Annotated in this window: 24 protein-coding genes; 5 read left to right on the plus strand and 19 right to left on the minus strand. The window is 73.7% G+C overall.

Translation table 11 applies throughout. The features are described 5' to 3' along the window. Window positions 1-8: 8 nt before the first annotated feature. The 9 genes from ACLJN9_RS00865 to ACLJN9_RS00905 all read right to left on the minus strand — a co-directional run bounded on the left by ACLJN9_RS00865 (window position 9) and on the right by ACLJN9_RS00905 (window position 8751). Window positions 9-761 carry a hypothetical protein gene (locus tag ACLJN9_RS00865; protein ID WP_410809015.1) on the minus strand — a complete coding sequence of 251 codons (753 nt, stop codon included), beginning with the start codon at window positions 759-761 and terminating at the stop codon, window positions 9-11. 63 nt (window positions 762-824) lie between these two features. Continuing rightward, the gene (locus ACLJN9_RS00870) at window positions 825-1283 is read right to left on the minus strand and encodes a hypothetical protein (RefSeq protein ID WP_410809016.1); all 459 of its coding nucleotides are present in this window, start codon (window positions 1281-1283) and stop codon (window positions 825-827) included. After that, complete coding sequence (locus ACLJN9_RS00875; RefSeq protein ID WP_410809017.1) at window positions 1280-2212, minus strand: hypothetical protein; 933 nt, start codon at window positions 2210-2212, stop codon at window positions 1280-1282. The genes ACLJN9_RS00870 and ACLJN9_RS00875 overlap by 4 nt, the downstream gene beginning before the upstream one ends. Beyond that, window positions 2209-2748, minus strand: a complete 540-nt coding sequence (locus tag ACLJN9_RS00880; RefSeq protein ID WP_410809018.1) for a phage tail protein — start codon at window positions 2746-2748, stop codon at window positions 2209-2211. The genes ACLJN9_RS00875 and ACLJN9_RS00880 overlap by 4 nt, the downstream gene beginning before the upstream one ends. After that, window positions 2729-5416 carry a putative baseplate assembly protein gene (locus ACLJN9_RS00885; protein WP_410809019.1) on the minus strand — a complete coding sequence of 896 codons (2688 nt, stop codon included), beginning with the start codon at window positions 5414-5416 and terminating at the stop codon, window positions 2729-2731. Before ACLJN9_RS00885 ends, ACLJN9_RS00880 begins: the two co-directional genes overlap by 20 nt. Next, window positions 5413-5847: a GPW/gp25 family protein gene (locus ACLJN9_RS00890; RefSeq protein WP_410809020.1), complete on the minus strand. Its 435-nt coding sequence runs from the start codon at window positions 5845-5847 to the stop codon at window positions 5413-5415. Before ACLJN9_RS00890 ends, ACLJN9_RS00885 begins: the two co-directional genes overlap by 4 nt. Then, window positions 5844-6182: a hypothetical protein gene (locus ACLJN9_RS00895; protein ID WP_410809021.1), complete on the minus strand. Its 339-nt coding sequence runs from the start codon at window positions 6180-6182 to the stop codon at window positions 5844-5846. Before ACLJN9_RS00895 ends, ACLJN9_RS00890 begins: the two co-directional genes overlap by 4 nt. Beyond that, a complete protein-coding gene (locus ACLJN9_RS00900) occupies window positions 6182-7777 on the minus strand; it encodes a phage baseplate assembly protein V (protein WP_410809022.1) in 1596 nt (531 codons plus the stop codon). The genes ACLJN9_RS00895 and ACLJN9_RS00900 overlap by 1 nt, the downstream gene beginning before the upstream one ends. Further along, window positions 7774-8751, minus strand: coding sequence for a hypothetical protein (locus ACLJN9_RS00905; RefSeq protein WP_410809023.1), 978 nt, complete (start codon window positions 8749-8751; stop codon window positions 7774-7776). The genes ACLJN9_RS00900 and ACLJN9_RS00905 overlap by 4 nt, the downstream gene beginning before the upstream one ends. A gap of 1245 nt (window positions 8752-9996) precedes the next feature. Between ACLJN9_RS00905 and ACLJN9_RS00910 the strand changes: the two genes are divergently transcribed. Continuing rightward, window positions 9997-10587, plus strand: coding sequence for a hypothetical protein (locus tag ACLJN9_RS00910; protein ID WP_410809024.1), 591 nt, complete (start codon window positions 9997-9999; stop codon window positions 10585-10587). 16 nt (window positions 10588-10603) lie between these two features. On the opposite strand, the gene ACLJN9_RS00915 is transcribed toward ACLJN9_RS00910, so the two are convergent. The 6 genes from ACLJN9_RS00915 to ACLJN9_RS00940 are packed head-to-tail and all read right to left on the minus strand — an operon-like array spanning window position 10604 to window position 14846. After that, complete coding sequence (locus tag ACLJN9_RS00915) at window positions 10604-11089, minus strand: phage tail protein (protein WP_410809025.1); 486 nt, start codon at window positions 11087-11089, stop codon at window positions 10604-10606. Window position 11090: 1 nt separating this feature from the next. Next, window positions 11091-12335: a phage tail sheath family protein gene (locus ACLJN9_RS00920; RefSeq protein ID WP_410809026.1), complete on the minus strand. Its 1245-nt coding sequence runs from the start codon at window positions 12333-12335 to the stop codon at window positions 11091-11093. Window positions 12336-12357: 22 nt separating this feature from the next. Beyond that, window positions 12358-13056, minus strand: coding sequence for a carboxypeptidase-like regulatory domain-containing protein (locus ACLJN9_RS00925; protein WP_410809027.1), 699 nt, complete (start codon window positions 13054-13056; stop codon window positions 12358-12360). Then, window positions 13053-13661: a glycine zipper family protein gene (locus ACLJN9_RS00930; protein WP_410809028.1), complete on the minus strand. Its 609-nt coding sequence runs from the start codon at window positions 13659-13661 to the stop codon at window positions 13053-13055. The genes ACLJN9_RS00925 and ACLJN9_RS00930 overlap by 4 nt, the downstream gene beginning before the upstream one ends. 11 nt (window positions 13662-13672) lie before the next feature. Further along, window positions 13673-14017: a hypothetical protein gene (locus ACLJN9_RS00935; RefSeq protein WP_355171324.1), complete on the minus strand. Its 345-nt coding sequence runs from the start codon at window positions 14015-14017 to the stop codon at window positions 13673-13675. Between the two features lie 55 nt (window positions 14018-14072). Further along, window positions 14073-14846, minus strand: coding sequence for an LppM family (lipo)protein (locus ACLJN9_RS00940; protein ID WP_410809029.1), 774 nt, complete (start codon window positions 14844-14846; stop codon window positions 14073-14075). A 238-nt stretch (window positions 14847-15084) separates the two neighbouring features. Here ACLJN9_RS00940 and ACLJN9_RS00945 point away from each other — a divergent pair, with 238 nt between their 5' ends. After that, entirely contained in the window at window positions 15085-16083 is a 999-nt protein-coding gene (locus ACLJN9_RS00945; RefSeq protein ID WP_410809030.1) for an adenosine deaminase family protein, read from the plus strand. Beyond that, entirely contained in the window at window positions 16080-16508 is a 429-nt protein-coding gene (locus ACLJN9_RS00950; protein ID WP_410809031.1) for an NUDIX domain-containing protein, read from the plus strand. Before ACLJN9_RS00945 ends, ACLJN9_RS00950 begins: the two co-directional genes overlap by 4 nt. Window positions 16509-16521: 13 nt before the next feature. On the opposite strand, the gene ACLJN9_RS00955 is transcribed toward ACLJN9_RS00950, so the two are convergent. Beyond that, window positions 16522-17460, minus strand: a complete 939-nt coding sequence (locus ACLJN9_RS00955) for an AraC family transcriptional regulator (protein ID WP_410809032.1) — start codon at window positions 17458-17460, stop codon at window positions 16522-16524. Between the two features lie 109 nt (window positions 17461-17569). Between ACLJN9_RS00955 and ACLJN9_RS00960 the strand changes: the two genes are divergently transcribed. Next, complete coding sequence (locus ACLJN9_RS00960; RefSeq protein ID WP_410809033.1) at window positions 17570-18694, plus strand: FUSC family protein; 1125 nt, start codon at window positions 17570-17572, stop codon at window positions 18692-18694. A 56-nt stretch (window positions 18695-18750) separates the two neighbouring features. Here the strand turns inward: ACLJN9_RS00960 and ACLJN9_RS00965 are convergent, their stop codons facing one another. Continuing rightward, window positions 18751-19740, minus strand: a complete 990-nt coding sequence (locus ACLJN9_RS00965) for a LacI family DNA-binding transcriptional regulator (protein WP_410809034.1) — start codon at window positions 19738-19740, stop codon at window positions 18751-18753. A 155-nt stretch (window positions 19741-19895) separates the two neighbouring features. Here ACLJN9_RS00965 and ACLJN9_RS00970 point away from each other — a divergent pair, with 155 nt between their 5' ends. Continuing rightward, window positions 19896-21161, plus strand: coding sequence for an MFS transporter (locus tag ACLJN9_RS00970; RefSeq protein ID WP_410809035.1), 1266 nt, complete (start codon window positions 19896-19898; stop codon window positions 21159-21161). Here the strand turns inward: ACLJN9_RS00970 and ACLJN9_RS00975 are convergent. Both ACLJN9_RS00975 and helR read right to left on the minus strand, forming a co-directional pair. Continuing rightward, a complete protein-coding gene (locus tag ACLJN9_RS00975) occupies window positions 21158-21577 on the minus strand; it encodes a hypothetical protein (protein ID WP_410809036.1) in 420 nt (139 codons plus the stop codon). The two genes, ACLJN9_RS00970 and ACLJN9_RS00975, sit on opposite strands and share 4 nt — an antisense overlap. Before the next feature lie 18 nt (window positions 21578-21595). Beyond that, complete coding sequence (gene helR, locus ACLJN9_RS00980) at window positions 21596-23770, minus strand: RNA polymerase recycling motor ATPase HelR (RefSeq protein WP_410809037.1); 2175 nt, start codon at window positions 23768-23770, stop codon at window positions 21596-21598. Window positions 23771-23863: the final 93 nt, after the last annotated feature.

The following is a 23863-nucleotide window of genomic DNA, read 5'->3' on the forward strand; positions in this document are numbered from 1 at the left end:
CGCCGGCGTCAACGGGTGGGCGCGGCGACGGTCACCCGGAGGGACTTGACGATCGCGGGGATCGAGCCGATCAGCAGGACCAGACCCCAGATGATGGCGACGATGGCGAAGACCAACGCCCCGACGTCGTCCAGGATGCTCACCACGATGACCGGCACCAGCCGGTGCAGGAACTCCAGCACGACGGTGCAGAGCAGGGTCGTGAGCGCCAGCAGCACCAGGCCCTTGTTCTGCAGGAAACGTGGCTGTGCGAGCAGCAGCAGCGCCACCCAGACCAGCTTCAGCAGCAGCACCAGCCCGAGCAGCAGGCTCGCCTCGCCCACCGGGAAGAAGCCCCACAGCGCCAGGTACGCCAGGGTGCCGAACGGCACGGCCAGGAACAGCGACACCATGATGGTCAGCTCGACGAAGGCGATGATCAGCAACACCAGGGACGCCAGGATGAGCAGGATCGAGAAGATCAGCGTCGCCAACCCCTGGATCCGGCCCTGAACCCGCTCGGGCAGCACCAGACTCAGACAGAACAGGCCGGTGGTCCAGAGCGCCACCACGTCGATCAGCGCCAGGTAGCTCGTACCCCGTCCGGAGGGCTCGCTGATCGCGCCGGCGTCCACGTCCACGCCGAGGTCCAGGGCATTGGCCCGCAGCGCGCCGGTGGCGTCCCCGCCGCCGGTGAGCAGCGACGACCCGAGTTCGACCAGGACCACCAGCGTCACCGCGACCAGCGCGAGCAGCAAGAAGGGTTTACGCAACTCACCCATGTCGGGTCTCCTCGCCAGCGGGCCGAGCGGACGTGGCCCCGCCGGTGCCGGCCGGCGGGTGGTTCAGGAGGCGGCGACGGTGACCGTGCACCCGACACCTCCCGGGCAGCTCAGCAGGACGGTGGCGGCCCGGTCGACGGCGATCCGTGCGACCGCCTCGGCGCCGTCGCTCGGCTCGACCTCGGCGTGCACGGTGAGGTCGGCGTCCCGCGGAGCCGGTGCGGTCGCGGAGAAGGCGCGGCCACTGCGCAGCACCAACGTCCGGAGCCCGCCCGGGTCGGCCACCCCCAGCTCGCAGTCGCCGACGAAGCTGAGGACGTCCCCGGTGCGGTCGCAGTCGGCCCGTACGGTCGCCGGGTCGACGGTGCCGCTGCCGCCGGCCAGCCGGCCCAGCCGCTCGACGACCCCCGGCGGCTCGGCCGCGCGGCCCTGGTCACCGCCCCCCACGCCGACGGCCACCGCGAAGAACGCCACCAGCAGCACCGCCAGCGTTCCCACCAACACCTTCTGCCGACCGCTCATCGCTGCGCGACCGCCCCGGTCACCTCGGTGAAGCGGATCTGGTCGACACCGGCGAAGTACCGTTCGACGCCCTGCGTCCTACCCACCGCGATCAGGGTGAGCGTGTGCCGGCCAGCCCCGAGCCGGACGACGCCGACGTCGGTGAAGTCCTGCAGCACCACCTTCGCCGTGAAGCCGAAGAAGGTGCCGCCCACCTGCGTACCGTCGATCTGCCAGATGGTGTTGGCGTAGTCGAACGAGGTGGTGCGCGCGGTGGAGAACCGCCAGACGGCCTCGGCCGGCAGGTCGACGGTGACACTCACCCGGTCGCCGGGTGCCAGGCCCTGGAAGAACAGCTGCTTGTCACCCGACCAGGTCACCGCGCAGCAGTTCGGCTGCGGCGCCACCGACGCCGCCGTTCCGGCCGGGGACTCCACCTTCGCGCCGGCGATGAGGCCCTCGGCCTCCACCGTCACGACCCGCGGCGTGCCGGGCGACGGCGGGCCGTCGGGGCGGGTCAGCAGGTAGCCGACCACACCGCCGACCACCAGCACCAGAGCCACCGCGGCGGCGATCCACGGCCACGGCGCCCGCTTCGGTGCGGCCACCGCGCGAACCTCGTACGTCACCCGGCCGCTGGAGCGGGAACTCTCCTCCGGGGCGGTGTTCGCCGAGTACGCGAAGCCGGTCATGTCGTAGCGGCGGGCCGCCGTGCCCGGCGGCACGGCGAGGCGGACCAGGAACGAGACCGAGCCCTGCCCGGGCACCACCCGCTGCGGCTCGACGACGGTGAACCAGGCCCGCTGGCTGCCCTCGCCGGGCGCCACGTCGAAGACCACGGTGTCCGGCGCCAGCCCCGGGTTGGAGACGGTGAACGTGAGCTCGCCGCCGTTGCCGGCGTTCAGCGTGAACTGCTGGGCGGCGGCGACGACAGCCCATTCGGTGGTCATGACGGCTCCTCTGCGGACGATCCGGAAGGCGGCGGGGAGAGAACGAGTTCGGCGGTCACCGCCGCGGGCTTCTCCGCCTCGACGATGCGGGTGATCACGGCGAGCAGGTGCGCGGCGGCCGGTGGCACCCGCACCACGAGGTGGAAGGGCTGCTCCGCGGTCTCGTCGATCGCGAAACCCGGAAACCCGGTGGCCAGTTCCAGGGCCCGGCGCAGCCCGTACGGGGTGCCGCGCCAACGGGCCAGCAGCGCCCCGTTGGCCACCAGGTCGCGCAGCCGGCCCACCGGCAGCGGCAGCGGGGCGTCCGGGCGTGGCGAGGCCACCACGTGGTCCATCGCCACCCAGCGGGTCAGCCGCACGACCATCCCGTCCGGTGCCCGGTACGGGTCGAACAGGGCGTCCACCTCGGCGAGGATCGCCTCGTCCGGGGCGTGCAGCCCCTCCATCACCTCCAGCAGCGCCCAGAGCACACTGCCCGGGACGCAGGCCCGCTGGTAGGCGGCGGGTAGCAGTCGTTCAATCGCCGAGCGTCGCATCCTGCCGCACCACCTCGATGTCGTGCTCGCCGGAGCAGAGCAGCCAGGTGTCCGGAACGGTCACCACGTCGGCGGTGGCCTGGTTGGCGCTGGCGGTCCAGTCGACCGCGGCGGCGCTGCGGTACACACCGCGCTCGCCGCCGGCCAGGATCAGACGCTCCGCCGGCTGGTTGTCGGCGCCGGTCGTGGCGCCGGTGGCCTGGCCGCTCACGGCGATGGCGTCCACCGGCACGAACCGGGTCCGGTCCCGCAGCGGCAACCCGCAGTTGACCATCACCGGTTGCCACTGCGGCTGGGCGGCCAGGGTGTCCAGTCGCAGCACCCCGCCGCTCTGGGTGGCCGCCACCGCCAGCGGGCCGGCGAACGCCAGGTCACGGCAGGTGCCCCCGATCCAGCCGCCCTGCACCGACTGCCACTGCACGTCGGACTCGAACAGCCGGGTGCGGTGGCAGCCCTGGCCGGGCTTCTTCGGATCCGGCTCACCCGCGCCACTCCACAGCAGCGTGGCCGGGCCGTCGTACTGCACCGCCAGCACCCGGTTGTCCACGTTGGAGAGACCGACGTGGGCGAAACTGCCCGGCCGGCCGCCGGCGGTCGACAGGTACACCCCGAAGCTCGCCTGGGCCGCCACCGCCACACCGGGCGCACCCCGTTCGGAGACGAACGCCCGCACCGCGTAGAACCCCCGGTCGGCGTCGGACGGGTCGACCAGGATCTGCAACGGCACCGCGCCGGGCAGCAGCGACACCTCGTACAGCCCGGTGTCGGTGGCCACCAGCAGCGCACCCGCGCCGTCGCGGTCCAACCAGGCCACGTCGGAGATCCGCGAATCCAGGTCGGTCAGCAGCGACCACGTCTCGCCCAGGTCGGTGCTCAGGTGCACCCGTGAGCCGCCGGACGCGCGCAGCGTCACCACGGCCACCGAGCCGGGCCGCGGCACGATGCCCGGCCGCACCGGTGCCGGAGCGGGCGCCACCCGCAGCACCGTCTCCTCGTCGAACCGGCCGGCCGGCTCCCAGCCCGCGCCCGCGTTGCTGGAACGGAACAGCACCGAGCCCCGCCCGGCGTACCAGGTGCGCGGCTGGTACTGGTCGACGGCGAGGGCGCGTACCTCGGCGTCGGGTGCCTCGTCGACCACGAACCGCACCGACTCGACGTAGCGCACGCCCGGCTCGGCCTGCTCCAGCAGCCGGTACACGTTCGAGGCCCGCAGCGGCTCGCCGAACGGCCAGCCGGTCGGGTTGAGCGCGGTGGGCAACGGGCTCAGCGTCTGGTGCAGCCGGTCGTGGATCCGCCGCCGGACCGCGTCCACGTCCTCCTCCCGCCGAACCACCACCCGCGCCTGCACCGACACCGCCTTGAAGCGGGCCCAGGTCGCCCGGGACCGGATGCCGACCATCCGGCGTTCCTCCAGGTCGGCCTCGACCCGGCGCCGCGCCTCGGGCACCTCGTGTTCCCGCAGCACGGCCACCGGCAGCCGACCACCCGGGCGGGCCGGCGGCGGCACGTACGGCACCAGCACCACCTCGACCTCGCCCGGCCGGGCGAAGCTGTACACCGCGGCACGGGTGAACGCCCGTGCCCGCGCCACCGCGCCGGAGCTGGTCGCCAGCACCTCGAAGTCCCGGGCGGTGACCGCCCGCTGCTGGGCGAAGAACTCGTACGGGCCGCGCAGCAGCACCGACTCCAACGCCTCCACCTCGCGCCCGCCCGCCGCCGGTGCGGGATTGTCGACCCGTACCCCGGGCAGTGGGTCACGGAGGCTGGTCAGCGTGCCCGCGGCCACGTTGCCGGCCGGCCCGCCGCCGGCCCGGTACCAGAGCCGGATCTGGCGCCCCGCCGGCGGCACCGCCGCCACGGCCACCGCCGACAGCAGCGGCTCGCCGGGTGCGCCCGGACCGGCCGGCGCGGTCTCGCCGGGAGTGCCCGGGTGCGCCGGCCCGACCGGCGGCCGCAGGTCGAGGGCCGGTGCGAAGGTCACGGTGCCCGAACAGCGGTCGACCCGGTACACCCTGGCCTGCGGGCCGAGCCCGGCGAAGCTGTCCACCGGCCGCCAGATCTCGAACGTGCGCCCGTCGTACTCGCGGGCGGCCGCGCCGAGCTCCACCGTGCCGGTCGGCACCTCCACCCCGAGCAGCAGGTCCAGTGCCTCGGCGGTGTGCGCCAGCGGGGCACGGGCCGCCCTCAGCACCTGACCCGGCTGCCCGGTGCCGGTGCCGAGCAGCTCCGCCTCCACCGGCTCACAGTGGTGCATCCGTACGGTCACCGACGCCTCGCCGGCGGGCAGCGACGACGGCTCGGTGGTGACGAACACGACCGGTCGGGGATCGGCGCCACGGGCCGCCGCGACCCGCAGGCCGGGCGGGATCCGCACCGCGCCCCGGTCGGTGCCGCTGCGGGTGAACCGCACGTCCGCCCAGGCCGCGGTCGGCGCGTGCCGCGCCACCCCGAGCAGGTTCAGAAACGAGACGTACGCCTTCTCCGGCAGCTGGTTCAGCCGGTAGATCATCACCTCGGTGAGGTGCGCGAACGCCTCCACGAGCGCCATGCCCGGGTCGTGTGCCGACAGGTCGGTCCAGCCCGGGCAGGACTGCCGGATCCGTTCCCGGGCCTCGGTGACCAGGTCGAGAAACGCGCGGTCGTCCAGGTGCGGCACGGGCAGTGTCATGACGGTCCTTCCTGCGCCGGATCGTCGATCGGAAGCAGGTCCACGGAGAACACGAGCTGCCCGGGGGTCAGACTGGCCCGGACCCGGTAGTCCAACCGGATCACCAGCCGCCACGCGTCGACCGGGTCCGGCCCGGCGTCGACGTCGATCACCTCGACCCGGGGCTCCCAGCGGGCGATGGCCTGCCGGACGTAGTGGATGGCCAGCCCGGCGGTGGTGTCGTCGTTGGGCGCGAAGACCAGCCGGTGCAGTCGAGATCCGTAGCCGGGCCGCATCAGCCGCTCGCCCGGCGTGGTCGACAACAGCAGAAACAGCGCCTGGCGTACGCTCTCGTCGCCCTCGGTCATGGCCAGCCCGCCGGCCGCGGTGAGCGCCAACCCGCCGGACCGGCCCGCGTCGAAGCCGGCGCCGACGAAGCGGAACGCCCTCACCGGTCCGACCCCAGGAAGCGCTGGCGCGGATCGCGCACCGTGTGGTGGACCGCCCTGGGCGGCGTCCCGTTGGTGAACCCCTCCAGGTGCGACAGCACCACCCGGTGCCCGTCGACCCGCAGCCAGTCGCTGTAGCCGACGTGCGGCTTCTCCGTCGTGGTGCACGGCTTGACGGTCGGGCCGTAGTTCGGACAGGCGATGATCTTCCGTCCCTCCGGGTCGTCGTCCACCAGCACCGGTACGGCGGTGATGGTCACCCACCGCTGCGACGGCCGGTTCTCGACCCGGCCGTCGTGGTCGCACAAGATCACCGAGTCGCGGTGGATCCAGCGCATCAGCCGCCTCCTTCGTGGTGTTCGCGAGCGAGCGCACGCGCACGCTCCGCAGCGGTGGTCGGGTCCTCGGTCGACTCGGCGTGCAGGAAGTCCACGCTGCGGGCGCGGACCACCATGGCCCGTCCGGGCGCGGAGATCACCAGATCACTCGCCGCGTGCAGCGTGGCAAGGTCGGGGGTGAGTTCCAGCCAACTGCCACCCTCGGTGGCCATACGCAGGCTGCGCTGGACGTCGTCGACGACGATCGATTGCCCACCGGAGGTGCGCAGCGTCCAACGGCGGGCCCGGCCGTCGTCGATGCCCGCGTCGTACGGCTCGACGGCACCGAACAGCGAGCCGAGCACGATGCCCGAGGCCGGCTCGCCGCCGGGCAGCACCACCAGCACGGTGTCGTCCGGATCGGGAAGAGCCACCAGCCCCTTGCCGCGCCCGGCGCCCGGGCAGAGCACGGCGAGCCAGCCGGCGTCCAGGTCCCCGTACGCCGGCAGGCTCAGCCGCACCCGGCCCAGGCCGTCCGGGTCGGCGACGTCGGTGACCGTGCCGAGGGTGACCACCGCGCCCGCGTTCGACGGGGTGGGCGGCGCGACCGGCGGCACCGTGGAGAACCGGGTCAGGTGCCCGGCGCCGTCCACCGTGTGCACCACCTCGGTCAGCACGTACGCCCCGGCGACCGGGTCGGGCACACCGGTCAGGTCGATCCGCCGGCCGGGCCGCAACGCCGGATCACCCTGCGCCACCCCCTCGGCCGTCACCAGGGCGGCAGCCCGGGTGTCGAGCCGAGCCTGGGCCAGAGCGGCCAGCTCGTCGTCACTGCGGCCGGGCTGGTCGACCGCGGTGCGTACCCCGTCGGCGCCCACGTCGGCTGGATCCGGCCGGTCGCCCGCCGGCCGGCCGCAGCGCGCCTCGTCGGCCTGCTGGCTGATCACCTCGGCCCGTTGCGGATGCCAGCCCAGCGCGGCGCTCGCGCCACCGGCCTGGTCCAGGTTGGTGGCGAGCCGCAGGGTGTGCACGCCCGCGCCGAGGGTCAACGCGACCGGTTCGCCGTACCCGGCCAGGGTGATCAGCCGTACCTCGCCACCGTCGGCGGCCAGGTGCAGCCCGGCGCGGCCCGTCACCTCCCGCAGCAGGTCGAGATCGCTGTGCCGGTGCTGCAGCAGCCGTTCCAGTCGCGGCCCGTCGGTCTCCGCCGTCACCGTGAGCCCGACCTCGCCGCACAGCTCCCGGGCCAGCTCGGCGGCCGTCACCGAGGTGAACACCCGCAACCCCTGTCGCTTGCGCAGCCGGTGCAGCGCGTCGTACGCCCGCAGCCGCAGCACCGCCACGCCGTCGGCGGCGTACTCGACCTCCACGCAGGTCACCTCCCCGGCGAACAGCGGGTCGGGATGATCGGCCAGTCGCACGTCGAGGGCGGTGCCGGGGCGTACGGCCGGGTCGAACGCGCCGCCGCCGGCGTTGGTGGCGAGCACCAGCTCGGCCTGGGTGGGCTGGTCGAGCCGGGCGGCCACCCGCAGCGAGCGGACCCGTCGACGGGCCGCGGCGGCCAGCTCGACGCCGTCGAGGAGGACGGTCAGCGCCGGGGGCGCGACGCTGGTCACGGCCTGCCGCCCGGGCTGGTGCCGGCCGGGCTGGTGCCGCCCGGTGCGGGGGTGGTCGTTGTCGCGGTTGCCGTAACCCAGGCAGCCGGGGCGGTGGCGATGGAGGCGCCGACGAACGACGCGCCCGTACCCACCGCACCGGCGACCGCCCGAGCGACCCCGGCCACCGCGCCGGCCAGCGTCGACCCGCCGCCCGTCGCACCGCCGCCCGTCGCACCGCCGCCCGTCGCACCGCCGCCCGTCGCACCGCCGGCCGGAGCGCCCCCGGGCGGCGGGACGGCCAGCGTGGTGCCGGCCGGAACGGCCAACGGATCGGTGATCCGGTTGTGCTCGGCCAGCAGCCGCCAGCGCAGCGGCGAGCCGAGCGCGTCGTTGGCCAACAGGTCGAAGCGCACCCCGGACCGGCCCGGCTCGGCGGCGCCGTCCCCGGCGGCGACCACCGCGCTGCCCGGGGCGGCGGTCGGGGTGCTGGCCGCCGCCAACTCCTCGGCGAAGCCAGCCTCCGCCTGGTCGGCCGTCTCGGCCGCCCGGACCAGCTTCAGCCGCAGCCACGAGCGCCGCGGCGAGCCGGTGCCGGTGAACGCGTCGAACCGTTCCGCCACCGCGATGATCACGCCCGGCACGTTCCAGGTCTTACCCCAGACCAACCGGACCAGCGGCGGTCGCAGCCACCCGTGCTCGGCGGTGGAGTTCTCGGCCAGCATCCACAGCGGGCGGGTGAGCACCCGCACATCGCCCGGCCTGACCTGCGCCTCCACGAACTCGACGTCGAAGAGCAGGTCGAGCACCAGCTCGGTCCGGCCGCCGCCGGTGAAGAGCAGAGGATCGTCGGCCAGCCCGGACCCGGTGAGCTGACTGCCGCCGGCACCCCGATGGCGTACGCCGGCGAGCCGCGTCACCTGCACGGTCTCCGGATTGAGCAGGCAGTCCACCCGCTCCCCGGAGGAGTCGATGAGGAAGGCGACCCGTTCCATTCAGTCGCCCGCCTGTTCCCGATCGAGCCGACGCAGCTGGGCCGCGTCCACCGCTTCACCGGGCACAGTCCACAGCGGTCGATCGTCCGGTAGTGCTGGCCACAGTCCGCTGGCCACCGCCGACCATCCACCGCCGATCAGGCCCGCCCCCGATCCACCCGCCCCCGATCCACCCGGCCCCGCCGGCCCGGTGGCCGTGGCGCCGGCCGGGTGTCCGGGCGAGGCCACCTCGTCCGGCAGGGCCGGCCAGGGACCGCTGCCGGTGGCGCGGGCCGCGTCGAGCGGGCCACCGCCCGTCGCGAGCCCCGCACCCGTCGAAGCCGTCCACCCGGCTGGCCCTCCACTCTCGACCAGGTCCCGCCCGCGCGGCCCGCCACCCGTCGCGGAGACCACACCAAGCCGTCCACGGCCAACCCCGAACCCACTCGCGTCACCGCCACCCCCGCACCCGTTCCGGCCGTCGCCACCCCCGCACCCGTTCCGGCCGTCGCCACCCCCGCACCCGTTCCGGCCGTCGCCACCCCCAAATCCGCTAGGGCGGAACCCGACCCCGCCCCCGTCCCCGTCTGCCCCGCGCCCATCCGGTCTGGCCGATAACCCGCTTCCGCCCACCGAGAACCGTCCGCTGTCCCCCTCCTCCGCGGCGTCTCCGAACGCAGCGGTAGATCTTGGAGGGAAAGTGCCCCCAGAGGGGCCGAAATCTTCCAAGATCTGGCGCGGTTCCCGCACAGAGGTTGGTTGTGGGGGGGTGGTTGAGGCTGTTCCGGCTTGGTCGAATGGGTCGGAGCCCGGGGTCGAGCCGAGCGGACCGGGGACCGCAGGGCGGAGCATCGGTCGGGACGGGCCAACAGCTTCGCCCTCCCGTCCAGATGCCGCCGACCCGTCCCGCGCCACCCCGGTGACGGCACCCCGCTGCCCCGATCCGCCCCGACCGGCTGACGCGCCCCATCCGGCGGACGCACCCCATCCGGGTGATGCGTCCCATTCGGCTGACGCGCCCCATCTGGCTGACCTGCCCGATTCGGCTGACGCGCCCGCTTCGGTCGGCAGACCCGATCCGGCCCGCGCATCCGATCCCGCCGACCCGGTCGATCCTGCCGGTGCACCGCGCCCAGCCGCTGAGTGGAATCCGCGACGGAAGCCCAGGCGGGCCGGCGGCGGCCCGCCGGCTGGCGGTCCACCCCCTGCCCGCAACTCCATCCCCGTGCCGAACATCCTGGTGGTACCTGCGGCATCGGAGGCACCGTGCCTGCCGCCCTCGCCGAACCAGCCGATCCCGCCGACGGTGCCGGCGGCACCGGACGAACCGGCGGTGCCAAGCCCAGATCTGCCGGGTCCGTCAGCTGTGCCGGACGTGTCGTCGGAAGGGCCCGAACCACCTACCGCCCGCCGGCCGCCCGGTTCTCCGAACCGTCCGCCAGCACCGAATACTCCGAGTCGGCCAGCCGTACCGGGTTCCTGTCCCACCAGCCCATCCGCCGCGCCGGGCTCTCCGAAGCCGCCAGCGTCGCGCCCTGCGTACACACCAGCGGCGTCCGGGCCGCCGGTGCCGGTAGGTCCGCCGATCGCTCCGCCGTCGACACCGAACCCTCGGGCAGCGTCGTACGCGTCGCCGGTCGAGCCCGGACCGCCAGGGGGTACGTCGAGGTTCAGGTCCTGCAGCAGACCGGGGGCGTGCGCGGCGACCACATCCAACCAGTGCTGCGGTGGCTCCCCGAAGCGGCGCGGTGCCGCCGTGCGCACGTCCGACGGCCGGCGTACCGAGCGCTGCCCGGTCGCGCCGGGAGGATCGACCCGCCCGGCGAGGCGCTGCACCGCCCCGGCCGCCGAGCGTAGCCGGCCGGCCAGCCAGCTACGCGGGAGTCGGCGCGGTGGCACCGCCGGACTCCAACTCCAGGCCCTCGTACCGCAGGGTCAGTGACGCGATGGCGATCTCGTGGCTGAGCGTGTTGAGGTGCGCCCCCCGCCACCGGGTGGGCCAGGCGTCGATCAGGTTCCAGCGCAGCACCTCGGCGGTGCCCACCGAGTCCAGCAGCACGACGGAGATGTTGCGGCGGTTGAGCGTGCCCTGGGCGGTGGCGTTCACCCAGTCCCACAGCTCCCGCGACGCGGTGAGCCCGAAGTGCAGCGTGACCGGCTCGTACTCGGCCTGACCGGGCACCATCCGCATCCGGCCGAGCCCGTGCTCACGGTACGGCTGACCGGGGATGTTCACCTCCAGCCCACTCATCTCGGTGAAGTGGCCATTGGTGACGCCGTTGATGAGCAGTTTGAAGTTGTACGCCCGGTACGGGTCGACCGGGGCGCCCGGCTGCGGAGTGGCTGTGGTGGGCGGCATGTCAGCCTCCGATCGTCTCGGTCTCGGTGCCGCCGGCCCACTGGCTCAGCTTGAACACCACGAATTCGGCGGGCTTGACCACGGCGATGCCGATGTGGGCGATCACCATGCCGGCGTCGCGGACGTCCACCGGGTTGGTCTCCTCGTCGCACTTGACGAAGAACGCCTCCTCCGGACTTCGTCCGAGCAGCGCGCCGTCGCGCCACACCCGGGTCAGGAACGCGCCGATGTCGCGCCGGATCGAGCGCCAGAGGGTGAAGTCGTTGGGCTCGAAGACCATCCACCGGGTGCCGTTGGCGATGGCCTGCTCGATGGCGATGCTGAGCCGGCGCACGTTGAGGTAGCGCCACTCGCTGGCCTCGGCGGCGAGCGTACGGGCGCCCCAGACGCGGATGCCCTCGCCGGCGAAGTAACGGATCACGTTGACGCCCTTGGGGTTGAGCACGTCGTGCTCGGGTCGGGTGACGAGATAGCCCAGGTCGACGGCGCCGCGGACCGGTTCGTTGGCCGGTGCCTTGTGTACGCCCCGCAGGGCGTCGGTGCGGGCCCAGATGCCGGCCAGGTGCCCGCTCGGCGGGGTGAGTTCCAGCTCCCCGCTGATCGGGTCGCGGACGCGCAGCCACGGGTAGTAGAAGGCGCCGAACTCGGACTGTCGGGGCCGGTACGCCGCTCCCTCGCCTCCGCCCGGGCCGCCCGCACCCCCGGAGCCGGCAGGGCCGCCCGCACCCTCGGCGGGTTTGGGGGGCTTGCCGGAGGACGGTGTGGCGACCCGGGTCAGCGCGGAGATGTCGTCGATGTCCGGCGCCGGGTCGCAGATCGCCACCATGGTGCGGGTCCGCTCGGCCATGCTCAGCAGTGCCTCGTGGGCCACCACGTCGTGGAAGCCGGGCGCGGCGATGATGGAGATCTCGTCGACGGCCTCCAGGAGCTGCAGGCCGCCGCGCCGCTGACCCGCGCCGGTGATCGCGCCACCCTCGCCGACGTTGACCACCCAGCAGCGCGCGCCGCCGTTGTCCAGGAAGCCGAAGACCGCCCGCGCCAGGGGCGTGCTCTCCACCTGCTCGCCGTCGGCGAACAGCCGCAGGAACTCGGTCCAGTTGTTGACCGGCACCGCTCTGCCCAGGTGGGCGTTGCGGTTCGGGGCGACGCCGACGAACGCGGCGATGCTGGTGCTCGCCGGTCCGATCGGTCGGGCGCCGCTGGGGACCTCCTCGACATAGATGCCGGGGGAGAAGTAGCTGGGCATCGGTCCTCCTGTGCGGGTGGCGTCAGTTGGTCGGTGGCGCGCAGACGATGACGATGTCTTCTTCGGCGGGGTCGACCTCGGCGGTGAGCACGAGCCCTCGGCCGGTCAGCCGGAGTCGGACCGGGCCGGGCTGTGCGGGGTCGTGCGGGACTCCGACGAGCTGGAAGCGACCATCGGTGTCGGTGCGGGTGGCCGACGCGGTGCCGGCCAGGTCGACCCGCATGGCGGCCAGTGGTTGGTCCTCGGGGCCGACCACGCGGCCGGCGAGCGTACGCAGCTCCAACTGCCGCAGCCGCAGCGGTTGCAGGACCGGCGGCGCGGCCGGAGTCGGGTGGTCCACCTGCGCCGGTACGTCGATGAGCAGCGCTGGGCGCGGCGCGGTGCCGAACGCCGTCCACAGTGTGGCGTCGCCGGCCTCCAGCACCACCGGGTAGCTGCCGTCGCTGGTCGCGGCGGTGAGCACCCGGTCCAGCCCGGTCAGCCCGGCCGGCCCGGCCGCGCTGAGCAGGTAGCGGACGGTGAACCGGTACGGTTCGCGGACCGCGCCGCTGGAGCGGGTCTGCCGGGCCGGGCGCAACTCCATCGGCCAGAGGGTGAGCCCGGCGGCGTCGCCGTCGGTGCGGGGCGGGCCGATCGGGACGGGTTCTCCCGCTGCGCTGCTCAGCCAGGTGGACAGCGCGGCGGTGGCCGTCTCGATCGGTCCGCGCCCGTCGGCGCTCATCGCGGCGGCGTCCCCTGGATCCGGTACGCGATGGCCTCGTTCCACACGTGCGGGTAGACGCCGATCTCGAAGTAGCGCGTGAACCGGTTGATGGGCGCGTTGGTGTGGTCGTGGTAGAGCAACCACACCGGGGCGATGGTGAACAGCACGTAGTTCGCCAGCACGAGCGGGATGTAGAGCGGGCCGAGCAGGCGGCCCTGGAAGATGTGCACGTCCTCGTGCCGCTGGATGCCGGAGCTGGCGCCGGCGCAGACGGTGCCGATGGTGGTCGCGTAGCGGGGGGAGACTCCCTCCACCACGCTGACCCGGCCGCTGGCCTGTGCGGTGGGCCGGTCCAGTGAGTGCCCGAACAGCAGGTGCACCGCCAGGTAGATGGCCCCGACGACAGTGTTCAGCAGGCTCCACGTGTGATCGACGACGAACAGGAGGATGCCGCGGGCGTCCGGGGCGTACACCCCGGCGGAGGCCACCGCCCAGCCGAAGACCGCGCCGACGAGCAGGCCCACGACGGCGCCGATGAGCAGGCCGATCGGGCCGCCGGCCAGGAGGCCGAGCACGGCGCCGAAGGCGACCTGGACCGCCGCGCTGAGAATTCCGAAGATCATGATGGCCCTCCTCAGACCCAGGAGCGGAAGACGCGGGGCTCGCGGCCCTGGGCGACCTGGGTCGGCGACGCCTGGGTCGCCTGCCGGTTGCCGGGCGGGAACTGGTTGACGCCGAGGGCGGCGGAGAAGATGACCAGCGCGTTGAAGAACGCGATGATCCACTTCTCGCCGCCGGCGTCGTCGGCGAACGCCGCCGTCACGTAGGAGAGCAGCAGTGCGATGCCGATGGCGATCCACTTGCGGATCTTGTCGCCGCTGGGGCCGATCAGCCCTCCGATGACGTTGGTTGCCAGCAGGGTGGCGGCGCTCGCGCCGGCGAGGCTGCCCAGGGCGGCCCAGGTGAAGAGATCGTTCACGGCGATCCCCCTTTTCTGCGATGGTGCGACCGGGTTGTGGTGGTGGTGAGGTCGATCAGCCGGGGCCCGGCGCGCCCGCGGGCGGGCCCGGGGCGGTCGGGCTCGGCGCGACAGGCGCCGCCGGGCGCCGACGACGCAGCAGGAGTACGCCGACCGCGGCGAGCAGGAGCAGGAGCAGCAACCCGCCGACGATCAGCAGCCAGGGAAACCCGCCCTCGGCGGCGGCGGCGACCGGCGAGGCCGACGCTCGGGGCGGCGCCTCGGCGACGGCCCGCAGCTCGGCCGGCTTGTCCTGGTTGGAGTCCACCTTCCAGGTGACCGACCGGCCGTTGACGGTGCCATTGGTGTCGATCACCCGGCCGGGAAATGTCACCGAGATCTCGAACGACATCAGCTTGAGGAACGCCTGTTGCTGCTGCGGATTCGTCTGGTCCAATTTCCCGCCGTATTTCGCCGGGTCCAGAGGCAATGTGAAGCGGTAGAGATCACCGTCCCGGACCAGTTTCACGCTCTCGCTGTCGAAGCTCGCCAACGGCGCCTTGCGATAACTGATCTGGGTTCCGAAGAGTTTGCTGTCCTCGTAGCCGGTCTCCTCGCCCGCCGGCAGGGCGGGAATGTTCTGCCGCAGCTCCGCGAAGGCCACCGGGATGTTCTTGTTCCGTGAGCTCAGCAGGGATTTCTGGGCGGTCAGCAGGAGCTGCCCGTCGACCGTGTCGTCGGCGTTGACGGTGAGCCCCATGTTGAGTTGCATGCAGCCGCTCAGAACGGCGAGAAGGAGGAGACACGCCGCGACGCGGAGTGCCTTACCGCGGTTGACTCTCCTGTTCATGCGCTCAGTGTGTGTGATCGCTTTCACCACGAGCAGTCAGCGATCGGTCACAACGCAGTCGCCGATCTTACCGGCGCGCTGTCACGTTCGGATGAGTCCTCATGCGGCGCAGATGACTATTCTGGAGCTTTGCGCCCACTGCCCGTCGACGCCAATGTTCCCTCCCACAGGGGAGGCCACCGGGCCCGGGATGCGACACGCTGGGGGACCCCTCGGTCGTACCCCCGGAGGAACCGCGATGACGCCCGTACAGCGCCACACGCCGAAGATCGAGCTGCATGTCCACCTGGAGGGCACGGTCCGTCCGGCGCTGCTCGCCGCGCTGGCCCACGGCAACCGCCTCCCGGCGCCGGCCGGCCCGCCCGAGGTCTTCGACGACCTGTACGCCTTCATCGCCACCTGGAACGCGATGACGACCGTGCTGCGTACCCCTCGGGACTATCGACGGGCGCTGCTGGCCTATGCGGCCGAGGCCGCGCGGGACGGCGCGGTCCACCTGGAGCCCATCGTGGACGCTGACGAACGGCTCGGGCTGGCCGGCTTTGCGGACGTGCTCGCCGCCCTGGTCGACGCGGCGGCCGAGGCACGCGAGCGCCACGGCGTCTCGATCGGGTTGACCCCGCAGGTCTGCCGGGGCCACGACGTCGACTTCGCGCAGGACGCGGCCCGGGTCGCCGCCCGGTTCGCCGGTCGGGGCGTGGTCGGTTTCGGACTGTCCGGCGCGGAGGGGCGGTACCCGACGACCCCGTACACCCGCGCGGTGAACCTGGCCCGCGACGGTGGCCTGCCGTTCGTGCCGCACGCCGGGGAGGCCGCCGGACCGGCGGCGGTCCGTGAGGTGCTGGCGATGGGAGCGGTCCGGATCCGGCACGGGGTACGCGCCGTGGACGAGCCGGAGCTGGTCGCCGAACTGGCCGGGCGGGGCGTCGTGCTGGACGTGACGCCCACGTCCAACCTGCGTCTCGGGGTGGCCCGGCCGGACCGTCCGCATCCGTTGACCGTGTTGACCGGCGCCGGAGTCGTCTGCTCGGTGTCCACCGACGATCCGGCCATCTTCGACATCACCCTGGCCGACGAGTACGCCCTCGCGGACCGGCTCGGGGTCGACGCGGCGACCGCGTACGCCGCCGGCCTGCGCGGCATGCTCGGCGACGCGACGACCCGCGCGCGGCTGGTCGCGGTGGGGGAGCGGGCCTACCCTGCGGGCAGTCCGGCCCGGCCTAGGCTGAGGCAATGATCACGATCGCGTGCGTGCTGCTGGTGGATCCCGACGGGCAACTACTTCTGCAACTACGCGACGGCAATGCCCGCTTCCACCCGAATGTCTGGGGGCTGCCCGGTGGCCACGGCGAGCCGGGGGAGACCCCGGAGCAGACCGCCGAACGGGAGCTGTGGGAGGAGACCGGCCTGCGCGCCGAGGGTCCGTTGCGCCCGTTCGCCGTGCAACCGCATCCCGAGCTGGGCCGGGTGAAGCACTACTTCACCGGCCGCACCCGGGCCCGACAGGAGGATGTGGTGCTCGGCGAGGGGGAGGCGATCGTCTTCGTGCCCGGCGACCGGGTGCTCGACGGCCGCCCCTACACGCCGGGCACCGTCGAGGTGCTGACCCGCTTCCTCACCTCGCCCGAGTACGCCGACGCCCGCACGAGCACCACCGGCTGAGACGACCGCCGGGTCAGTCGGTGGTGGCGGCGATCCGGTGCTGGCTGGGGGTGATGCCGCGGACCCGGCGGAACGCGGTGCTCAGCGCGTACGGGCTGGCGTAGCCGACCCGTCGGGCCACCGCCCCCAGCGTGGCGTCCGGCTCGCGCAGCAGGTCAGCGGCGAGCGCCAGCCGCCACCCGGTCAGGTACGTCATCGGTGGCTCACCGACCAGCTCGGTGAAGCGGCGGGCCAGCACCGCCCGGGACACGCCCACCTCGAGGGCGAGCGCGGCAACCGTCCACGCTCGGGCCGGGTCGTTCTGCACCAGCCGTAACGCCGGACCGACCACCGGATCGCCGGCCGCCCGGTACCAGCCCGGTGCCGCGTCGGGACGACCGAACCAGGTGCGCAGCGCGCCGATGAGCAGCAGGTCGAGCAGCCTGTCCAGCACGGCCGCCTGGCCGGGCGCCTCCCGGGTCACCTCCTGGGCGAGGAGCGCAACCAACGGGCTGCGCCACTCCTGAGCGGCAACCACCAGCAGCGGCGGCAGTGCGGTGAGCAACCGCCGGCTCACCTCGCCGGGCAACTGGTATGTGCCGGTCAGCAGCACCGTCGAGCCGTCCGGGCCGGTGCCCCAGGTGCGTACGCCCAGCGCCATCGACTCGGCCAGCGGCTCGCCGCGCAGGGTCGTGCACCGCTGACCCGGGTGGATGACCACCTGCGGTGGTGTGGCCGGGTCGTCTGCCACGAGGTAGCCGTCCGGCCCCCGCAGCACCGCCACGTCGCCGGGCCGCAGAGTCGCCGGCGCGGCGTCATCCGGCACCAGCCAGGCGGTGCCGCGAACCAGGGCCACCACGGTCAGCGGCGCGCGATCCTCGATCCGCAGCGCGTACGGCGGGTCGAGCACCGAGCGGAGCAGGAAGGCGCCCCGGGCGCGGGGACCGTCGAGCAGCCCGGTGAGCGGGTCCATCGCGCGATGGTAGACGATCGCAAGGGGCGCTCCGGGTGCCGCGAGCCACCGGCGGGGTGCGGATGACCGCGCACGGACCCCTCGGCGCGGTGTACGGGGAAGGTGGACGATGGTGCGGTTCGGCGGCCTGCGGGTGGCCGGTGGACGGCTGCGGCACGGTTGGCGGCCGGTGCTGGAAGCGACCCTCGCGGCGACCGCCGCCTGGTTGCTGGCCACCCGGCTGCTCGGCCATCCACAGCCCTTCTTCGCCCCGGCCGCCGCGCTCATCGTCCTCGGTCAGGCCCGGGGGCAGCGGATCCGGCGGGCCGTCGAGGTCGTCCTCGGCGTGGCCGCCGGGGTGCTGGTCGCGGACCTGGTGGTGCAGGCGTTGGGGCCGGGCAGCACCTGGACGGTGTTCACCGTCATCCTGCTCACCGTGCTGCTCGCGGTGGCCTTCGGCGCCACCGGCGTGACGCTGGTGCAGGCCGCGGTCTCCGCGCTGTACCTGGTGGTGGTCGCGCCACCGGACGGGTCGCTGGTGCCGTTCCGCTTCGTCGACGCGCTGGTCGGCGGTGTGGTCGCGCTCGCCGCCAGCCTGCTGGTCGACGCCCGGCACCCGCTGGCCCCGCTGGTCGCCGAGGTGCGCCGCACCTTCGACGAACTGGCCGAGCTGCTGGCAGGGATCGCCGACGCGCTGGACCGCTCGGACGAGGCCGCCGCGGTGGCCGCGCTGACCCGCGCGCGGAACATGGACGTGCGGGTCGACGGGCTGCGCGACGGGGTGCTGGCCGCCGGCGAGGCGCTGCGGCTCAACGTACGGCGGCGGCGGCACATCGGCCGGCTGCGGTCGGTGGACGAGTCGATCCGGCAGATCGACTACGTCGTCCGCAACGTCCGCGTGCTCGCCCGCGCCGGGGTGACCCTCAGCCGGCTGCACACCCCGGCGCCGCCCGGGTTGGCTGCGGCGCTGCGGTCGCTGGCCGAGGCGGTCCGGGAGGCCGGCGCGGCGCTCGCCGCCGACCTGGACGGGCAGGACGAGGTCGCCGACCGGCACGCCACCCGGGCCGACGAGTCGGCGCTGGCCGCCGTGCACACCGCCGGGCAGCTCTTCGGGTCGGCCCAGACCCTCCCGCTCGCCATGATCATCGGCCAGGTCCGGGCCACGGCCATCGACCTGCTGCGCGGCGTCAACCCCGAGGACGACGCCGCGGTCCTCGCCCGGGTCGACGAAGCCCTCGGCCTCCCCGCACTCTGACCCCCCGGCCCCCGCTCCTCTCCCCTACCCGGGGGCCGCCACGGACCGGCGGCGGGTCAGGTGCTGTTCCGGGCCACCAGGGCGGACGGGAAGAGGGTCACCGGTGCGACCGGTCGCCCGTCCAGCACGGCGGTGGCCGCGGCGACGGCGATCCGGCCCACCGGGTGGCTCGCGGTGGTCAGCGCGGGGGCGGTCATGCCGGCCAGCGGAATGTCGTCGAAGCCGGCCACCGCCACGTCGCCGGGCACCCGCACCCCGCGGTCGTGCAGCGTCGCCATCACGCCGAGCGCGGTCTCGTCGCTGATCCCGTAGATCGCGTCGACGTCGGGCCACCGCCGCAACGCCTCGCCGGCCGCCGCCCGACCACGCGCCGCCGTGAAGTCCCCGGGCAGCACACGCTCCGGCAGGCCGGCCTGGCGCATCAACCGGCGGTACGCCAGCACCGGGCGCTGCGAGCACGGAAGCCACCGGGGGCCGGTCACCATGGCGATCCGGCGGCGACCCGTGGCGTACAGGTGGCGCAGCACCTCGCTGGCGCCGGCGTCGTTGTCGACGTCGAACGACGGCACGGTGGCCGATCCGATGCCGATCGAGGCCACCCGGCCGCGCAGCGACCGGGGCAGGGCGTCCAACAGATCAACGGTGGTGTTGACCAGCACCACGCCGCACACGCTGCGGTCGCCGGCGAGCTGGTCGAGGGCGCCCGGCTCGCCCAGTGGCAGCCAGTGCAGCGCCACCCCGATGCCGGCCGGCGCGCAGACCTGGGCGGCCGAACCGACCACCCGGTGGACGTACGGGTCGTCCAGCACCGCCGAGCTGGTCCCCGCGACCGCCACCACCAGTCGTACGCCTCCGCCGCGGACCAGCGCCCGGGCGGCCGGGTTGGGCACGTAGCCGAGCTGGTCGACGGCCGCCGCGACCTGTTGCCGGGCGGTCGGGGAGGCGAACCCGGTGCCGGCGACCACCCGGGACGCCGTGGACCGGGACACCCCGGCGACGCGCGCGACGTCCTGAAGAGTCGCGGGTCGCTGTGCCGCTGCCGTCATGGTTCCCTCCTCCGGTCAACTCGTCCCGCGGACGAACCCCTGCCCCGAATCATCCTCCGGCCGGAGCGTCGGTGGTAAGGGGCGGTTGTGGTGGTAGCGCTCTCAGGTGTGCGATCGTGCCAGGAGATCACCGTCGAGAAAGAGGACCTGCCCCCGTGAGCGCCCCCACCAGCCCACCCCGTTCCCCGGACACCACCTCGGTGCCCGCGCGGGTCGTACGGACAGCCCGCAACGGCGTCGCCGTCACCTTCACCCTCAACGGACTGGCGGTCGGCAGCTGGTTCTCCCGCGTGCCGGCGGTCCGCGAGGCGTTGGACCTCACCGCCGGCCGGCTCGGGCTGCTCCTGCTGGCGATGAGCGTCGGCGCGCTGCTCGCCATGCCCACCTCCGGTCTGCTCGCCCAGCGCCTCGGCGCGGCCCGCACTGTGACGCTGGCCACGACGCTTGTCGCGCTCGGTCTGACCGTTGCCGGGCTGGGCGCCACGGTGGCCGGTTCGGCGATCGTCGTCGCGGTGGGGCTGATGGCCTTCGGCTACGGCTCCGGGGCCTGTGACGTCGCGATGAACGTCGAGGCGGCGGCGGTAGAGCGCCGGTTGGGGCGTACGGTCATGCCCCGCTTCCACGCGGCGTGGAGCCTCGGGTCGGTGGCCGGCGCGGCGCTCGGCGCCGGAGCGGCCCGCTTCGACGTGCCGGTCGGCGCGCATCTCATCGCGGTGGCGGTGGTCGTGCTGACCGGTACCGTGCTCAGCGCCCGGGCGTTCCTGCCCCGGCTGGCCGTCGACCCGGCCGACCAGCCGACGGCCGCCAGCCCGGCCGCCGGCCGCCGGGCGCAGCTTGCGGCCTGGCGGGAGCCACGGACCCTGCTGATCGGCCTGTTCGTGCTGGTGGCGGCGTTCACGGAGGGCAGCGCCAACGACTGGTTGGCGGTCGCCTTCGTCGACGGCAGGGACCTGAGCGAGGCAGCCGGCGCGGCGGTCTTCGGCGTCTTCGTCGTCGGCATGACCCTCGGGCGCACCGCCGGCACGGTCGCGCTCGACCGGTGGGGCCGGGTGCCGGTGCTCACCGGCACCATCCTGCTCGCGGTGGTCGGCGCGGGCGTGGCCGTGCTGGCCGATTCGGGGCCGGTGGCCATCGTCGGCGTCGCGCTGTGGGGGTTGGGCGCGTCGCTGGGCTTCCCGGTCGGGATGAGCGCGGCAGCCGACGAGGAGGCGCACGCGGCTGTCCGGGTCAGCGTGGTCGCGGTGATCGGCTACACCGCATTCCTGGGCGGGCCGCCGTTGCTGGGGTTCCTCGGCGACCAGGTCGGCATCCGGCACGCGCTGCTGGTGGTGCCGCTGCTGCTGTTGCCGACGCTGGCGCTGGTGTCGGTGCTGCGCCCGCCGAACGCCGCCCAGCCGGCCCCGTCAGCAGAGAAGATCTAACCCGGCCGACCGCCGAGCGCTATCGGGTGCGCGGCCGACCACAGCCGCGCACCCCCACTGGCCCGGGGGTCGCCCAGTGCCAACCCCGGAGATCGCCGCCGCGGCAAGCAGCTGGACCGGTGGGCGACCGCACGGTGCACCGGACGGGTTTCGACTCCATTCCCGCCCCCGCCCCCGCCCCGGCCCCGGCCCTCCCGGTTGATCATGAGGTTGTTGTGCTGCGTGTCGGCGGGTCGCGCCGCCAACTTCATGATCAACGGGGTGAGGGTCAGCCGCGTGGCCGCGTCCGGATACCAGGGTGGGGAGCGGCGGGGCACCGACCGGGCGTCGGAGGCGGTCAGCCCGTGGCTGGCGCAGACCATCCCGCACCACTCGGCGTTGTCGCGGGCCGCCACCCCCCGGACGTCCTCGCGCACGCCAGGCAGCGTACGACCTCAGGACGTGCTGAGAATGACCAGTTGCTGCGTCGCCCGGGTCATCGCGACGTAGCGGTCGACCGCCCCTTCGATGCCCTCGCCGAAGGCCTCCGGGTCGACGAGGACGACCAGGTCGAACTCGAGGCCCTTCGACAGCTGCGGAGTCAGCGACCGGACGCGCGACGTCGCCGCAAACGTGGGATCGCCGATGACGCAGGCGATGCCGTCGGCGTGCGCGGCGAGCCAGGTGTCGAGGACCGGACCCAGGTCCGACGCGGCTCCGTGGACGACGGGAAGACCGCTGCCGCGGATCGAGGTCGGCACGTTGGCGTCCGGAAGCACGGCCCGGATGACCGGCTGGGCCTCCGCCATGACCTCCTCCGGCGTGCGGTAGTTGATGCTCAGGGAGGCCAGGGTGACCCGGTCCAGCCCGATCCGCTCGAGCCGCTCCCGCCACGACTCGGTGAACCCGTGCCGGGCCTGGGCGCGGTCCCCGACGATGGTGAAACTGCGCGACGGGCAGCGGAGCAGCAGCATCTGCCACTCGGCGTCGGTGAGTTCCTGGGCCTCGTCGACGACGATGTGCGCGAACGGGCCGGCGAGCAGGTCCGGTTCGGTGCTGGGCAGCGCGGCCTCGTCGACCAGGGCATCCTGCAGATCGAGTTGGCGCAGGCTCGACAGCACACCTTCACCGTCGTCGTAGGCCTGGGCCTCGATCAGGTCGTCGACGACCGTGGCCATGCGCGCGCGTTCGACGGCGACGGTTGCCTCGCGCCGTCGCTTGCGCTCGGACGCCTCCGGGTCGCCCAGGCGCTGCCGCGCGGCGTCCAGCAGAGGCAGGTCGGACATTGTCCAAGCCCGCGCGTCCCCGCGTTGCAGCGTGCGGACCTCGTCCGGGCTGAGCCAGGGGGCGCATTTCCGGAGGTAGGCGGGCACCGACCACAGGTCCCCGACGAGGTCCGCCGCGTCGAGCAGCGGCCACGCGCGGTGGAAGGCCGTGAGCAGGTCCCGGTTGCGCGACAGTGACCCGCGGACGAGGTCGTCCGGCTCGTCGCCGTCGTACTTGTCCATGAGGATCGTGAGCAGTTCCTCCCAGATCTCGTCGCGCGCCTCGTTGTGCGGGGCGCCAGGTCCCGGCGCCTCGAACGCCCGGGCCCAGTCGTCGGCGCTCAGCCACAGGTCGGACTCGTCGGTCGTGACGGTCATCCCCCTGGTCGGCGCCTCCTCGTAGAACCGGACGGCCGCCTCGACCGCCGTCACCACGTCCGCGGTCGACTTGAGCCGGGCCACCTCGGGGTCGGTCTCGACCGCTGCCCCGGCGCCCTCAGCGACGAGGTCCCGCAGGGTGCAGGTCTGCACGTCCTCCTCGCCGAGGCTGGGGAGGACGTCGGCGACGTAGGACAGGTAGGGCTGGTGCGGACCGACGAACAGCACGCCGCCCCGTCCCCTGCCGAGGCGAGGGTCGGCGTAGAGGAGGTAGGCGGTGCGGTGCAGGGCGACGACCGTCTTCCCCGTACCGGGACCGCCGTCGACGACGAGCGCGCCGCTCGACCCCGCGCGGATGATGGCGTCCTGGTCGGCCTGGATGGTGCTCAGTACGTCCCGCATCCGGCTCGACCGGCTGCTGCCCAGACTCGCGACGAAGGCGGACTGGTCGTCGAGCGCGACGTGCCCCTCCAGGCCGTCGGCGGCGAACACCTCGTCCCAGTAGTCGCTGATCCGGCCGAGGGTCCAGCGGTACCGGCGGCGGCTGGCCAGACCCATCGGGTTGGCGTGGGTCGCCCCGAAGAACGGCTCGGCCGCGGGGGAGCGCCAGTCCAGCAGCAGCCGTCGACCCTCGCTGTCCGTGAGGCCCTGGCGTCCGACGTACACGGGCTCCGGGTCGTCCGCGCCCACCATGCGTCCCAGGCACAGATCCAGACCGAAGCGCGACAGCTTCCGCAGGCGGGCGGTCACCCGGCGGACCTCCTGGTCCCGGTCCACCGCCTGCCGGCCCTTGCCACCGGGCGCCCTGCGGGCGGCGTCGAGGCGGTCGGACAGGTCGGCGGACGACTGCGCGAGGCTTTTCTTGATGGCCGCGAAGTGCTGCACGTCGCGGGCGATCAGCGCCGGGTCGGCCTTGGGGGAGAGGTGTTCGGGAAGGGCGAACACGCCTGGTTCCCGCACGACCGCACCGTCGACATCAACGCCCATTCGCCACTCCCAATTCGGCAGATTCTGGCCACGGCCAGCAATTCTGCGGCATAAATGGGGTCTTGCGGCAAGTCCCCCAGTGCGTTATATTCT

Origin of the sequence: Micromonospora sp. 067-2 (assembly GCF_046549295.1) — a bacterium.
GTDB lineage: Bacteria > Actinomycetota > Actinomycetes > Mycobacteriales > Micromonosporaceae > Micromonospora.